This is a genomic window from Rickettsia endosymbiont of Polydrusus tereticollis (assembly GCF_964026385.1).
In the GTDB taxonomy this organism is placed as follows: domain Bacteria; phylum Pseudomonadota; class Alphaproteobacteria; order Rickettsiales; family Rickettsiaceae; genus Rickettsia.
The window spans coordinates 226,690-241,519 of record NZ_OZ032142.1 but is presented as its reverse complement, the minus strand read 5'-3'; the positions used below and the strand labels follow the sequence as shown (position 1 = coordinate 241,519).

The following is a 14,830-nucleotide window of genomic DNA, read 5'->3' as shown; positions in this document are numbered from 1 at the left end:
GACAGCTGACCAAATCCCTAACTTGAAGTTGTATCCTCAAGTTTTACGTTAAGGCATAACGATCTAAATTCTTTTATCATTACATTAAAAGATTCAGGGATACCGGACTCAAAATTATTATCACCCCGCACTATAGAATCATAAATTTTGATCCTACCATTTACATCATCCGACTTAACGGTTAACATTTCCTGCAATGTATAAGCAGCACCGTAAGCTTGCAGTGCCCAGCATTCCATTTCTCCAAAACGCTGCCCGCCGAAATGTGATTTTCCGCCTAAAGGTTGTTGAGTTACTAAACTATAAGGACCGATAGAACGAGCATGAATTTTGTTATCGACCAAGTGATGTAATTTTAGTAAATATTTTTGCCCGACGGTAACTCGGCGATCAAAATATTCACCGGTTCTACCGTCAATTAATTTTACTTGACCTGAAGTATCTTGATCGGCAAGCTTTAGCATTTCCTTAACGTCTTCAACTTTTGCTCCATCAAATACCGGCGTCGCAAAATATACTCCTTTACTATTTTCTCGACAGAAATTAATAATTTCTTCGTCTGACATTTTTAGTATTTGGTTAGCAGCTTCACCGTATAAATGGGATATAAAAGATTTAACTTCCTTTATACTAATTTCTTCATTTTTATATTGAGTAACTAATCCGGATATTTTTTTAGCCAAATTGACCGATGCCCAACCGAGATGTGTCTCTAAAATCTGCCCGATATTCATCCGTGAAGGAAGCCCTAAAGGATTAAGCACAATATCCACTACCGTTCCATCTTCTAAAAACGGCATATCTTCTTCCGGCAGTATACGAGAAATAACCCCTTTATTGCCGTGTCTTCCTGCCATTTTATCGCCGGGTTGTAATTTATGTTTAGTAGCAATAAATACTTTTACTACTTTTAAAGCCCCTTGCGGTAAATCATCACCACTTTGCACTTTCTCAACTTTAGTGGTAAATCTTTTATTAAGAATATCTTTTTTCTCATCATAATGTTGTTTTATTTGCTCAATTTCATTCATTACGGTTGAATCTTCAACTATAAGCTGCCAGAACTGACCTTTAGATAAATCTTCTAACATTTTCTTAGTAATCTCTTGACCGGCTTTTACTGATTTAGGTCCGTTAACAATTACTTGCCCTGTTAGAATTTTTTCTAATCTAGCAAAAACAAAATGTTCAATAATTGCTAGCTCATCATCTCTATCTTTAGCAAGTTTTTCTATTTGTTGTCTTTCGATAGCGATTGCACGCTCATCCTTTTCAACTCCTCGGCGAGAAAATACTCTAACTTCTACTACCGTACCGCTGACCCCTGAAGGCACATGCAATGATGAATCCTTAACGTCAAAAGCTTTTTCTCCGAAAATTGCTCTCAGTAATTTTTCTTCCGGCGTAATCGGTGATTCACTTTTCGGTGTTACTTTTCCAACGAGAATATCACCGGATTTTACTTCTGCCCCGACATAAATTATTCCCACTTCATCAAGATGACGAAGGCTTTCCTCACTAACATTAGGTATATCACGAGTAATTTCTTCAGGTCCAAGACGAGTGTCTCTTGCTATTACTTCAAATTCTTCAATATGAATAGAGGTAAAGACATCTTCTTTTACTATACGCTCCGATATTAAAATTGAATCTTCAAAGTTATAGCCGCTCCAAGGAATAAAGGCGACCAACACATTTCTACCTAATGCAATCTCGCCGTTATCGGTACTAGGTCCATCAGCTATAATATCGTTTTTCTTAACGTGATAACCGACTTTAACTAAAGGTTTTTGATTGATACAAGTATTGTGGTTAGATTTCTGGAATTTTAATAAATTATAGATATCGACAGAAGGCGAGCCATCAGATTTTTCTTGCGTAGTTCTAATTACAATTCTATTTGAATCAACTTGCTCAACTATACCGTCATGTAAAGCGAGTACCGAAGCACCGGAATCCTTTGCTACCACTCCTTCAACCCCTGTACCAACAAAAGGTGCATCCGATTTAATTAAGGGTACGGCTTGCCGCTGCATATTCGACCCCATTAACGCACGGTTAGCATCGTCATTCTCAAGGAAAGGAATAAGCGAGGCGGCAATAGAGACGATTTGCATAGGAGTAATATCAATGAAATCTACTTCATTCGGCTCTACTAGAGCAAAATTACCACCTTCAATTCGGCAATTGATAAACTCATCTTGCAATACTCCTTTTTTATCGACTTTAGAATTAGCTTGACCGATTTTATATTTACCTTCTTCAATCGCCGACAAATAAACTACTTCATCAGTTACCTTACCGTTAACGACTTTTCTATAAGGACTTTCTATAAAGCCGTGTTTATTAATTCTAGCATAGGTAGCCATCGAATTAATTAAACCGATATTTTGACCTTCCGGCGTCTCAATCGGGCAAATACGACCGTAATGAGTAGGATGTACGTCACGTACTTCAAAGCCTGCTCTATCGCGGCTCAAACCGCCGGGACCAAGTGCCGACAATCTTCTTTTATGGGTGATTTCCGATAATGGATTAGTTTGATCCATAAATTGAGATAGTTGTGAGGTACTAAAAAATTCTTTTACTACGGAAACTAAAATTTTAGAATTCACTAAATCATGAGGCATTACGGTATCAACATCACCCGCTGACATTCTCTCAACTACCGATTTCTCCATACGAACCAGACCCACCCTAAATTGATTTTCAATCAATTCTCCGACAGACCTAACCCTTCTATTACCTAAATGATCGATATCGTCGATAATTCCCTTGCCGTCTTTAAGCTCTACTAAAACCCTTAAAATATGCTTAATATCATCAATGGTAAGAACTGTATTTTCTTCAGGAATAGCCAACTCTAATCTGGAATTCATTTTTATCCGACCGACCTCAGAAAGGTCATATCTTTCAGGCTCAAAAAATAAATTATGAAATAACGCTTCGGCAGCTTCAATATTTGCCGGTTCTCCCGGTCTTAATACTCTAACTATATCAAATAAAGCCGATTCACGATCGTGATTTTTATCGGCAAATAAAGTATTCCTTATATAAGGACCTGATTGAGGACTTATGACTAACACGCCGATAGAGGTAATTTTAAGTTCGGCAATAACCTTTAACGTATCGGCAGTGACTATTTCACCGACACCCGCCAATATTTCTCCACTAGTCGGATCTACCAAATCTTCCGATAGGTATTTACCGATTAGGGATTCATGCGTTACTAAAATATTCTTTACGCCTTCACTTGAATATTTTTTAGCTAAACGCGGAGTAACTTTCTTACCTGCCTCAAGTATTATTTCACCCGTATCGGCATTTATTAAATCAGTTGTTAAACGATGAGCAGTAATAGATTTCGGCATGAACTCAACCGCCCAACCTTTATCTTTCGCTTGGTAAGTTACTGTCTGATAGTAAAATTTTATAATTTCACTGGTATTCATACCTATTGCTCTAAGTAAAGTAGTAGCATAGAGTTTTCTTTTTCTATCTATTCTGAAATAAACGATATCTTTAGCATCAAATTCTAAATCAAGCCATGATCCTCTGTAAGGAATAACTCTAGAGGAATATAAAAGCTTTCCCGATGAATGTACTTTTCCTTCATCATGATAGAAAAACACCCCCGGGGAACGATGCATTTGAGAAACTACTACCCGCTCCGTACCGTTAATAATAAAAGTACCGTTTTTGGTCATTAACGGGATATCTCCCATATAAACTTCTTGCTCTTTAATACCCTTAATTTCCCTTGCACCGGTATCCTCATCAATATCCCAAATACTTAATCTTAAAGTTACTTTAAGAGGAGCAGCATAACTTAAGCTTCTTTGACTACATTCTTCTACATCATATTTCGGGGTATCAAATTCATATTTAACAAATTCTAAATTAGCAACGTTTGAAGGATCGGAAATAGGAAAGATAGAATTTAATATGGATTGCAATCCTTTATTTTTTCTTTCAGTATCTTTTATCGTAAGCTGTAAAAAATTCTTCTCGTAGGAATTTTTTTGAATTTCAATTAAATTCGGTATATCCGCTACTAGATTTATATGTCCAAAATTCTTTCTTATTCGTTTACTATTCGACAAGGGCTGAGTTGTGATATTATCCCTTAATGAAGCCATATAATCTCCTAATAAAACTGTTGTCGACGTTACTTTAATAACAAAAATGAACTATTTAGTATTTCTCTAAATTAATATTCTTCAATCACTAATTTATAGGTTTATTTGATAGTTAATTTAGATGAATTAGGTTATACAGCATATTTCATAAAACGGAAGATTTGAGGAATTTAAAGGCGAGCCTGTGCTAATCGTTAAAAATACGTGAGCACAAGCAAGTTTCTTTCAAATTCGATTATATCAAGCTTTATGAAATATGCAGTAGCTAATGAGCATTAGACAACAATATTGCCTATAGCTGATTAAAATCAGCCTATTACTATAGGCTATTTCTTACTCTAACTATTAATAATTATTTATCTTTACACTCAATTCCAAATTCATCTAAATTAACTATAGTATTTTCTAACTGTACAATAACCGGCATTGTTGCATGGACCGAGCAAAGTGTTATATGTCATTCCTGCACAGTATTGTTGCATGGATGCTCCAAACGTCATTGCGAGCGACTGTAAGGAGCGTGGCAATCTAAGACTCTCGCCGTCATTGCAAGCGAAGCGAAGCAATCTAGCTATTTTTTCCTAGATTGCCACGGAGGTAGCTAGCATTTCCTGGCAATGACGAGGTAAAATCGATCCATGCAACAACGCCACAATAACCATAAAAAACAAAATATCTATAAGCTTCTTCTCTACAAAAGAAATTTACAAAAACTTATAGATTTAACTTTAAAAAATTGGTTATACTAGGTTCTATGAACAAGGTTTAAATTAATTTATTTTTATTCTTTAGAAAAATTAGCATTTTATATTTAAATATATAACTCACTAAATTTTAATAATTTACAAAAGTGACTTTATTTATTTACTTTATCAAGTTAAATAATCTAAGTGCTAAGCTATAGAGCTTGCTATCTTAAATGCAGATAGGATGGCAAATTATCCTAAAGCTGATTAAAATAGAACAATCAAGGGTAAGGATGACTTAACCTTGATTGTAAATTAAAGGCTCAAATAATAGCGGCGTTGTTGCATGGCTCGAATTTTCTATGTCATTCCCGTGAAAACGGGAACCTAGAGAATATTTAAGCGAATTATATAGTAAATTTTTATATAATTTTACTTATTTTAAGTGTTTTTCCTGGATTCCTGCGATCAACGGAATGACATCTAGCACTTTTTTCGAACCATACAACAACGCTCGAATCTTCTCGCAATGATGAGCTAAATCTTAATTACTTTAATTCAACTTTTGCACCGGCAGCTTCTAAGCTTGCTTTGATTTTTTCAGCTTCTTCTTTGTTTACGCCGTGTTTAACCGGCTTAGGAGCTTCGCTTACTAAATTTTTAGCTTCTATCAAGCCAAGTCCGGTAATTTCTCTTACTACTTTAATTACTTCTATTTTTTTATCACCGCTACTTACTAAAATTACATCAAAATCTGTTTTTTCAGCAGCTGCTTCAGCAGCAGCCGGTGCAGCAGCAGCCATTGCAACAGGTGCAGCAGCAGACACGCCCCACTCTTCTTCAAGTGCTTTTACAAGCTCAGCTGCTTGCATTAATGTCAGGGATGATAATTCTTCTTTAATTTTAGCTAATGTTGCCATAGTTTTTTCCTTTTTACTTTAATGTCTTAATTAATTTTTATTAACATATGCTTGTATCACTCTTACCAAGCTTGATGCCGGTGCTTGTAATACACCCACTATTTTTGTAGCAGGAGCTTGTAACAACCCTATAATTTTACCTCTAAGCTCGTTTAGCGACGGTAACTTAGAAAGCTCTCTTATTGAATGTTCATTTAATAGTTGGTCATTAACTATACCGCCTACTATTTTAAGATTGTCATTAGATTTAGCAAAATCTACAACAAGTTTTGCCACTTCAACCGGGTCTTTAGAGTAAGCAATAGCAGTAGGACCTGCAAACAAATTAACGGCACTGTCTAGCCCCGCTTTATTAGCAGCTATTTTAGCCAAAGTATTTTTAACAACTTTAAAACCGGCTCCTTTAACTTTAAGAGACTCTCTAAGTGAACTAATTTGACTAACCGTTAACCCATGATAATGAGCAACAATTACGGAAGTTGATTCCTTATAAACCTTTTCAAGCTCTTCTACAACTATTGGCTTTTCCGATCTTAACACTTTTTAATTCTCCTTGAATAGTATTACAATATACTGGCTAAATCTATTTTTACTGATGGTCCCATAGTAGAAGATAAATACATTGCCTTTAAATAATTTCCTTTAACACCGGCAGGCTTTGCTTTAATTACCGCAGTGATCAAAGCTTGTAAATTTTCTCGTAAATCTTGCTCCGAAAAAGATAATTTTCCAACACCTGCATGGATTATACCGGCTTTCTCTGCTCTATATTCCACTTGTCCGCTTTTGGCATTTTTTACGGCAGTCGTAATATCTAATGTTACGGTACCAAGCTTTGGATTAGGCATTAAACCTTTAGGTCCTAAAATCCTTGCAACCGAACCGATGACAGACATCATATCCGGCGTTGCTATACAGACATCAAAATTAATTTTACCGGCTTTAATTTCTTCGATAATCTCTACCGAGCCAGCCATATCTGCTCCGGCTTTTTTTGCCTCTTCTATTCTTTCTTCTTTGCAGATAACTGCAACTTTCACGGTTTTACCGGTACCGGCAGGCAAAGTAATAACTCCTCGCACCATCTGATCAGAATGCCGAGGGTCTACGCCTAATTTCATTACTATTTCTAAAGTTTCGTCAAATTTTACATATGACACAGACTTTAAAAATTCAATACCGCTTGTTAAATTATATAAAGTAGATAAATCTAACTTTTCTCTCGCTTCTCTTATTTTTTTACCGCCGCTAGCTTTAGCGGTAACAATTTTTTTATTTATTGACATATGATTAATTCCCTACAACTTCCAATCCCATGGATTCAGCAGTACCGCGAATAATTTTCGCCGCTGCATTAATATCATTAGTATTAAGATCAACTATTTTAAGTTTAGCAATCTCACGACAGTCATCCATAGTAACTTTCTCGATCATGGCTTCTTTTTTAGTAGCTTTCGATCCTTTTTCAATTTTGGCATATTGCTTTAGATAATAAGATGCCGGCGGCGTCTTAATTCTAAAAGTAAAACTACTATCTTCATAAACGGTAATTACGGTCGGTAAAGGCGTGTTAGGTGCAATACTTTGTGTTGCGGCATTAAAAGCTTTACAAAATTCCATAATATTTACCTTCCGCTGACCGAGTGCAGGTCCGATAGGCGGAGCAGGAGCAGCCTTAGCTGCCGGAATAATTAAATTAATATAACCTTTTATCTTTTTCGCCATTAATAAATCCTTACTTTATTCACGTCTGTTATTATAAAATTGTACATTGCTGTGTAGTAACCGTCATTGCAAAGGGTCATAGGCATTGCTGCATGGCTCGAAAATTAATAAAAACTCTGTCATGGCGAAGCCATAAAGGCGTTGTTGCATGGCTCGAATTTTTGATGTCATTCCCGCGTAGGCGGGAATCCAGAGAATATTTAAGCGAATTATATAGTAAGTTTTTATATAATTTTGCTTATTTTAAGTGTTTTTTCTGGATTCCTGCTTTCGCAGGAATGACATACAGCACTTTTTTAGAGAGCCACACAAACAACACCGCCTCGCAATGGCGATTTTTAATCTCATCAATTTCTTCTTTTACAAAAACCGTATAATACTATTTGTTCACAGAACCTAGTTATTTTTTTTCACTTGCGTAAAATTTAATTCTATCGGAGTTGCTTTTCCAAAAATTGATATTGAAACCCTCAACTTATTTTTTTCTTGATCAACTTCTTCGACCATACCTGCGAAAGTTTCAAATGGTCCCTCTGTAACTATGACCGACTCGCCGATTTCAAATAATTTAAAATCCTTAGCTTCTTTGGCTTCTGACTCCAATTTACTAAAAATATTCCGTATTTCACTTTCAGTAAGAGCTTTTGGAGTAGTTTTACTTCCTAAAAACCCAGTTACTCCAGGTATATTTTTTACTAAATGCCAAGATTTATCGCTCATATTCATCTTTATCAAGATGTAGCTAGGCATAAATTTTTTTTCAGTCCTAACGTTTTTGCCTCGCTTAACCTCAGGCACTCCGAAAACCGGAACTAATATATCTTCAAAAAATTCAGACATTTTTTGCTTAAGTATCTTATCGAGTATCATTTGCCTTATGCGTTTTTCAGAACCCGATAATGTATGAATAACGTACCAACGCATTTCATGTTTTTGAGAATCCGTTAATGTATTACTAATGCTTTGCTCCGTCACAATTTTCCCTATTTACCGGCTATTTACCAAGGTTAAGTAAAATTTGTATTATATTATGTATAGTGTAATCCAATACTAAACAAATTAAGCTAAAAATAAAAACCGCAACCACTACTATCGATGTTGAAGCAATTAGTTCTTTTTTAGCGGGCCAAACAACTTTATAAGTCTCGTGTTTGACTTGCTCAAAAAATTTATAGATTTTATTTTCTTTAAACATATCCTAAATTGCTAATTCCAAACGACAAATCGAATTTTTAAATTATCTAAGGGCAGGAGCGACAGGCATCGAACCCGCAACCTCCGGTTTTGGAGACCGGCGCTCTACCAATTGAGCTACACTCCTATCATATTTTTAAAAACAAATCAATATATATTTATTAAAATCCGCCTATAAAGACCTCTAAAGTCCGCCATTGCAAGGAGGCACAGACATTGTTACACGGCTCGAATTTTTGCAAAGTGTATGGTGTCATACTGCGGCTTGACCCTGTGTTGTACGAACGTTAAAGAAAAAGCTGTGTCATGCCGTGACTTGATCATGGCATCCAGAAAAATAAAGCCATATTGGACTTATTTTAGAGCCTTTTTATGACGTTATAAAACTGGATTCCGTGGTCGTAGCCACGGAATGACAGAATTTTATCTCTTTAATTTAAACGTTCGTATAACACAGGGCTTGACCACGGTATCCAGAAAAAAACTTAATAAAAAGACTGGATGCCGTGATCAAGTCACGGCATGACACCATACTTATAATAACCATAATACGGTAAATTATGAGCCATGCAATAAGGTCTACTGCTCTTCGCAAGGACAACCTACATTTTATTCCTTAAACTAACGCCTCACAACGGCGTTTTCTCTACTTCTTAGCTTTGATAGCTTCTGCTATTTGCGTTGGCACTTGGTCATAATGAGAGAATAGCATGCTATATTGTGCTCTTCCTTGAGACAAAGACCTAAGCATATTAACGTAGCCGAACATCTCGGCTAAAGGAACATTGGCAGTAATTACTTGTGCATTAGCCCGTGGCTCCATGCTTTGAATAGAGCCTCTACGACTATTTAAATTACCGACAATATCACCCATATACTCATTAGCGGTAATAACTTCAACCTTCATAATAGGCTCTAGTAATTTGGGGCTACCTTTCGGCATACCTTCTCTAAAGGCCGCTTTTGCCGCAATTTCAAACGCCAAAACACTAGAATCTACATCATGAAATGCACCGTCAATTAAAGTAGCCTTAAAATCAATCATCGGGTAACCTGCAATAACTCCGGTTTCCCTAATATTGTTTAATCCCTTCTCTACACCCGGGATAAATTCTTTTGGAACAGATCCGCCGACGATTTTACTTTCAAAAACGAAGCCCGATCCTGCTTCTTGCGGTTCAAATATTATTTTTACACGTGCAAATTGACCGGCACCGCCTGATTGTTTTTTATGTGTATAATCAATTTCACAAGTCTTAGTAATAGTTTCACGATATGCTACTTGAGGAGCTCCTATATTTGCTTCAACTTTAAATTCTCTTCGCATACGGTCAATGATGATTTCTAAATGAAGCTCACCCATGCCCTTAATAACAGTTTGCCCTGTTTCATGATCAGTGGACACTCTCAATGATGGATCTTCAGAAGCAAGGCGAGCAAGTGCTAGCCCCATTTTTTCTTGATCGGCAGTTGATTTAGGTTCCACAGCCAGCTCAATAACCGGCTCAGGGAATTCCATCCTTTCCAAGATAACTTGTCTATCCATATCAGATAAAGTATCACCGGTAGTAGTATTTTTAAGCCCCGCTAACGCTACAATAGCACCGGCTCTGGCTTCTTTTATATCTTCACGATCGTTAGCATGCATAAGTAGCATTCTACCTACTCTTTCTTTTTGTCGTTTTACGGTATTAATAACCGTTGTACCTACCTCAATTTTACCGGAATATATTCTAATAAATGTTAACGAGCCAACATATGGATCGGTCATTACTTTGAAAGCTAAAGCAGAAAAAGGTTCTGTTACCGAAATTGGAAAATCCCGCTCTTCTTCGGTACTAACTTCTATACCTTTTACCGTTTCGATATCAACCGGCGAAGGTAAATAATCTACTACGGCATCTAATAAAGGCTGCACGCCTTTATTTTTAAAAGCACTCCCACATAAAACCGGATAAAATTTAGCTCCTATTGTACCCTTTCTTATTAACTTCTTAATTTCTTCTTCTGCTACTTCCTCACCCGATAAATATTTTTCCATTACCTGATCATCTAAATCAGCGACCATATCAAGCAAACTAGCACGATATTTTGTAGCTAGCTCCAACATATCGGCAGGAATTTCTTCGTAAAAATATTCAGCTCCTAAAGATTCATCTTTCCAGATCATGGCTTGCATCCTTACTAAATCTACTAGCCCTTTAAAATTTTCTTCAATACCGATGGGTAATTGCAAAACAAGCGGTTTTGCACCCAAACGGTCTTTTATCATCTCTACACATCTATAGAAATCAGCACCCATCCGGTCCATTTTATTGACAAAACACATCCTAGGCACGTTATATTTATCCGCCTGCCGCCAAACGGTTTCCGATTGCGGCTCAACACCGGCTACACCGTCAAATACGGCAACTGCACCGTCAAGAACACGCAAGGATCTTTCTACTTCGATAGTAAAATCAACGTGTCCGGGCGTATCGATAATATTAATTTGTTTCCCGTTCCATTCGCAAGTGGTAGCAGCTGACGTAATAGTAATACCACGCTCTTGCTCCTGCTCCATCCAGTCCATAGTTGCACCGCCCTCATGGACTTCACCTATTTTATGAGATTTTCCGGTATAATATAAAATACGCTCCGTAGTAGTTGTTTTGCCTGCATCAATATGTGCACATATACCGATATTACGAATATCGTTAAGCTTTGCTTTTTCACTCATTTTTAGTTTACCTTATTTCATTTTTTTAGGACTAAAATGAGAGAAAGCTTTGTTAGCTTCAGCCATTTTATGAGTGTCTTCTTTCTTTTTGATAGCGGCACCTCTATTATTTGACGCCTCAAATAATTCTTCTGCAAGCTTATCAATCATCATTTTTTCAGATCGCTTTAATGCAGCGTTAATAATCCAACGTGACGCCAAAGCATACCCTCTTCTTTCATCCACGGGAGCCGGTACTTGGTAATTAGCTCCGCCCACTCTAACCGAAGTCACTTCAAGGTAAGGCTTTACATTATTCATGGCATTATTAAAAGCCTCATAAGGTTCTACTTTATGCTTTCTTTCCATCTTATTAAAGGCTGAATAAACTATTTTTTCTGCAAGAGCCTTTTTACCTTCTTTCATAATATTATTAATAAATCTTGACAGCAAAGTGCTGTTATATTTCATATCAGGTAAAATTACTCGCTTTTCTGCGGCGTGACGACGTGACATTTATTTTTCTCTCTATCTATGTAATTATTTTTTTGCAGCTACGGCTTGTTTACGGGAAGCACCGTAACGTGAACGACCTTGCTTACGCCCTTTAACACCTTGAATGTCATAAGCACCGAGTACTATGTGATATTTCACCCCCGGAAGATCAGGAACCTGTCCGCCTCTTACTAATACTCTATCATGCTCTTTTATACTATGCTTTTCACCGGGTATATAAGCATTAACGCTTCTTTTATTACTTAAACGTACCGTAGCAATTTTACGAAGAGCAGAGTTAGGCTTTTTAGGGGTCACCGTTTTGACCACAAGACAAACACCGCTTTTAAAAGGATTAGCCTCTAAGGCAGGAGATTTCGTTTTACGAGTTTTTGACTTTCTCCCAAAACGTACTAATTGATTATATGTCGGCATTAAAAAAACACTCCAAAAAACTTTATTCAAAATATACTGTTCGTAAATGAGGAACTGTCACCTCGTGACTTGATCGGCGTTGTTGCGTGGCTCTAAGAAAGCACTGTATGTCATTCCCGCGAAGGCGGGAATCCAGAAAAAACACTTAAAATAAGCAAAATTATATAAAAACTTACTATATAATTCGCTTAAATATTCTCTGGATTCCCGCCTTTAGCTAGAATGACATCAAAAATTCGAGCCACCCAACAACGCCGGCTTGATCACGGGGTGACAACTCTTCAGGTATATATACTATCGCACCTCAGACAGCACTAAATTTAAATTATAATCACTTTTTCTATAAAAGCAAGGACGTTTTAACTAACTGTTAGCTTTTTCTCTATTATTTTTGCTATATTGCTGATTATCATAACTAGAATGTAATAACAAGAAGCGGCAATAAGAGCCGGTAAAAAATAATTATACGTTTCTCCCGACACTATTGTTGCTCTACGCATTAAATCCATTTCACCGATCGTAGAAATAATTGCCGATTCTTTTATCAAATTAACTAGCTCGTTTATTAGCGAAGGAAATATATTTTTAATTGCCTGCGGCAAAATTATATCTTTCATTATTAACGCTTTCGGTATAGCAAGAGCTTCCGCCGCTTCAACTTGCCCTTTATCAACGGCATTAATACCGGCTCTAATTATTTCTGAAACATATGCCCCCGAATTAAGGGAAAAAGCCGTAACTCCGGCAACAAATACGCTAAGTTTAATACCGATTAAATAAGGTAAACCGAAATAAATAATACTTAACTGAATAAGTAAAGGCGTGCCTCGAAAAATAGAAGTATAAAAATTGGCAAATAATCGTAATATAAAATTTTCGCTTACTTTACAAATTGCTAATAGCACCCCTATTAGCAAACCTAATATAACGGCAATCACGCTATATTTTAAAGTGACTAACGTTCCTTTTACGATAAAAAGAATATGGGGCGAAAATTCTATAAAATATTCAAGCATTATAATTGCTATAATTAAAATCGATTAAAATAACATCTTGAAATATTTTTTGCAAGGAATCTAATAACTAGGTTAAGTTTTATGGGAGTTAAAACACTAGAACTTACTATACTAAATAATTTCGGCTTTATTGCTTTTTTACCATAATTAAAAATTATTTCTAAAATATAATATAAATTATCTATGCTTTTCTAAATAGTTTCCCTTAAGCTATTTAATTTCATTAATAAATTAAAAGTATAATAGTATGTCATATATAAAATATATAGTTTTAGGGTTAATTATATTAACTAATGTTAATCTTTATGCTGACAGCAAAGATATAATTTCCGGCAAAGAAACTTTAAAAGTAACAGTAAGTAACGAACATCTTCGTACCCTTAATACAGCTTCTACTCTTCTTATTTCTTGTGTAGATTTTCGTCTACAAAGTGAAACTGTTGAGTTTATGAACAAATTAAATTTACTAGAAGATTATGATCAAGTGTCGCTTCCAGGCTCTTCTCTTGCTTTAGTTAACGATCAATATCCTTATTGGGGTAAAACAATTGAAGATGTTATAGATACTTTACAAAAACTACATAATATTAAACAAGTTATCTTTCTCGATCATCGTGAATGCGGAGCGTATAAGCTTCTTGTCGGAGCAGAATATCTTGCAACGCCTCAAAAAGAAACAGATATACATACGGAAACTTTAAATAAAGCACGCAAAGTCATTAACGAAAAATTTCCAAATTTGAAAGTCTATACTTTTTTAATGGGGCTTGACGGGAAAATAGAGCAAGTTTACGATAAACCAAACTAAATATATAATGGGTTATGTATGGTTATTGCCTCGTTTATACGGCGTTGTTGCATGGACCCGAAAAAAGTAGCAGTATGTCATTCCCGCGAAGGCGGGAATCCAGAAAAAACACTTAAAATAGACAAAATTATATAAAAATTTACTATATAATTTGTTTAAATATTCTCTGGATTCCCGCCTTCGCGGGAATGACATCAAAAATTTGATCCATGCAACAACGCTGATCAAGCCGCGGCATGACACACTGATTTCTCGAGCCATGCAACAAAGCCCCTTTATACTTAACTTGACAATGCCGCTAGCATAAATTATGATGCGTCAGTAGAGAATTTTAATACATTATGGGCAAAAACGAAGGTTTTTGCCGCATGATTCTTTAATTCTCAATGTAGATAGTTTCAGGATAAGGATAGTATGGCAAATCATAACAATTTAGCAGGAACTCATAAACAAACTACACCGTTAAATAATACTAGCTCAGCTTCAGAAAAACGCATATTAGTATCCACTATTTCAAATGCATTATTCAAAGAATCTAATATAAATAATAATAATCAAGGGACGCAGAATAATAGCATATATCCCGAAAATAATTTTAATAATATTATAGATGCTGATGATCATAACACAGGGTACGGTATGTGTGACTGTCTCGGAGTTATAGCTACTGTCTGTTGTAATATTTTATTATTCCTATGTGAGTAAAAAATCTAG

The 14,830-nt window shown here is 35.9% G+C and carries 13 protein-coding genes and 1 tRNA gene; 2 read left to right on the top strand and 12 right to left on the bottom strand.

The features are described 5' to 3' along the window. Positions 1–17: 17 nt before the first annotated feature. From rpoB to AAGD48_RS01075, 12 genes are all read right to left on the bottom strand, one after another. Positions 18–4,139 carry a DNA-directed RNA polymerase subunit beta gene (gene rpoB, locus AAGD48_RS01130; RefSeq protein ID WP_341790124.1) on the bottom strand — a complete coding sequence of 1,374 codons (4,122 nt, stop codon included), beginning with the start codon at positions 4,137–4,139 and terminating at the stop codon, positions 18–20. 1,234 nt (positions 4,140–5,373) lie between these two features. After that, positions 5,374–5,745 (bottom strand): 50S ribosomal protein L7/L12, encoded by a 372-nt coding sequence (gene rplL / locus AAGD48_RS01125; protein ID WP_341790123.1) that lies wholly within the window; start codon positions 5,743–5,745, stop codon positions 5,374–5,376. Between the two features lie 30 nt (positions 5,746–5,775). Further along, positions 5,776–6,285: a 50S ribosomal protein L10 gene (gene rplJ, locus AAGD48_RS01120; protein WP_341790122.1), complete on the bottom strand. Its 510-nt coding sequence runs from the start codon at positions 6,283–6,285 to the stop codon at positions 5,776–5,778. 23 nt (positions 6,286–6,308) lie between these two features. Beyond that, a complete protein-coding gene (gene rplA, locus AAGD48_RS01115) occupies positions 6,309–7,031 on the bottom strand; it encodes a 50S ribosomal protein L1 (protein WP_341790121.1) in 723 nt (240 codons plus the stop codon). Between the two features lie 4 nt (positions 7,032–7,035). Beyond that, entirely contained in the window at positions 7,036–7,470 is a 435-nt protein-coding gene (rplK, locus tag AAGD48_RS01110; RefSeq protein WP_341790120.1) for a 50S ribosomal protein L11, read from the bottom strand. A 396-nt stretch (positions 7,471–7,866) separates the two neighbouring features. Continuing rightward, the gene (gene nusG / locus AAGD48_RS01105) at positions 7,867–8,445 is read right to left on the bottom strand and encodes a transcription termination/antitermination protein NusG (protein WP_341790119.1); all 579 of its coding nucleotides are present in this window, start codon (positions 8,443–8,445) and stop codon (positions 7,867–7,869) included. Positions 8,446–8,464: 19 nt separating this feature from the next. Beyond that, positions 8,465–8,665, bottom strand: coding sequence for a preprotein translocase subunit SecE (secE, locus tag AAGD48_RS01100; RefSeq protein WP_341790118.1), 201 nt, complete (start codon positions 8,663–8,665; stop codon positions 8,465–8,467). A 53-nt stretch (positions 8,666–8,718) separates the two neighbouring features. Continuing rightward, a tRNA-Trp gene (locus AAGD48_RS01095) sits at positions 8,719–8,791 on the bottom strand. Between the two features lie 519 nt (positions 8,792–9,310). Then, complete coding sequence (gene fusA, locus AAGD48_RS01090; protein WP_341790117.1) at positions 9,311–11,383, bottom strand: elongation factor G; 2,073 nt, start codon at positions 11,381–11,383, stop codon at positions 9,311–9,313. A gap of 12 nt (positions 11,384–11,395) precedes the next feature. Continuing rightward, complete coding sequence (gene rpsG / locus AAGD48_RS01085) at positions 11,396–11,878, bottom strand: 30S ribosomal protein S7 (protein WP_341790116.1); 483 nt, start codon at positions 11,876–11,878, stop codon at positions 11,396–11,398. Positions 11,879–11,902: 24 nt separating this feature from the next. Next, on the bottom strand, positions 11,903–12,292 hold the full coding sequence (gene rpsL / locus AAGD48_RS01080; protein WP_341790808.1) for a 30S ribosomal protein S12: 390 nt from the start codon (positions 12,290–12,292) through the stop codon (positions 11,903–11,905). A 359-nt stretch (positions 12,293–12,651) separates the two neighbouring features. Then, the gene (locus AAGD48_RS01075; RefSeq protein WP_341790115.1) at positions 12,652–13,308 is read right to left on the bottom strand and encodes an amino acid ABC transporter permease; all 657 of its coding nucleotides are present in this window, start codon (positions 13,306–13,308) and stop codon (positions 12,652–12,654) included. Between the two features lie 247 nt (positions 13,309–13,555). Here AAGD48_RS01075 and AAGD48_RS01070 point away from each other — a divergent pair, with 247 nt between their 5' ends. Continuing rightward, on the top strand, positions 13,556–14,116 hold the full coding sequence (locus tag AAGD48_RS01070) for a carbonic anhydrase (RefSeq protein ID WP_341790114.1): 561 nt from the start codon (positions 13,556–13,558) through the stop codon (positions 14,114–14,116). A 414-nt stretch (positions 14,117–14,530) separates the two neighbouring features. Further along, entirely contained in the window at positions 14,531–14,821 is a 291-nt protein-coding gene (locus AAGD48_RS01065) for a hypothetical protein (protein ID WP_341790113.1), read from the top strand. The last annotated feature ends 9 nt before the right edge of the window (positions 14,822–14,830 follow it).

What these genes read in the sequence shown, in the direction of transcription:
- rplL (WP_341790123.1), bottom strand. Translation starts at nt 5,745, where the DNA reads ATGGCAACATTAGCTAAAATTAAAGAAGAATTATCATCCCTGACATTA.
- rplK (WP_341790120.1), bottom strand. Translation starts at nt 7,470, where the DNA reads ATGGCGAAAAAGATAAAAGGTTATATTAATTTAATTATTCCGGCAGCT.
- fusA (WP_341790117.1), bottom strand. Translation starts at nt 11,383, where the DNA reads ATGAGTGAAAAAGCAAAGCTTAACGATATTCGTAATATCGGTATATGT.
- AAGD48_RS01075 (WP_341790115.1), bottom strand. Translation starts at nt 13,308, where the DNA reads ATGCTTGAATATTTTATAGAATTTTCGCCCCATATTCTTTTTATCGTA.
- rpsL (WP_341790808.1), bottom strand. Translation starts at nt 12,292, where the DNA reads ATGCCGACATATAATCAATTAGTACGTTTTGGGAGAAAGTCAAAAACT.
- AAGD48_RS01065 (WP_341790113.1), top strand. Translation starts at nt 14,531, where the DNA reads ATGGCAAATCATAACAATTTAGCAGGAACTCATAAACAAACTACACCG.
- rpoB (WP_341790124.1), bottom strand. Translation starts at nt 4,139, where the DNA reads ATGGCTTCATTAAGGGATAATATCACAACTCAGCCCTTGTCGAATAGT.
- secE (WP_341790118.1), bottom strand. Translation starts at nt 8,665, where the DNA reads ATGTTTAAAGAAAATAAAATCTATAAATTTTTTGAGCAAGTCAAACAC.
- rpsG (WP_341790116.1), bottom strand. Translation starts at nt 11,878, where the DNA reads ATGTCACGTCGTCACGCCGCAGAAAAGCGAGTAATTTTACCTGATATG.
- AAGD48_RS01070 (WP_341790114.1), top strand. Translation starts at nt 13,556, where the DNA reads ATGTCATATATAAAATATATAGTTTTAGGGTTAATTATATTAACTAAT.
- rplA (WP_341790121.1), bottom strand. Translation starts at nt 7,031, where the DNA reads ATGTCAATAAATAAAAAAATTGTTACCGCTAAAGCTAGCGGCGGTAAA.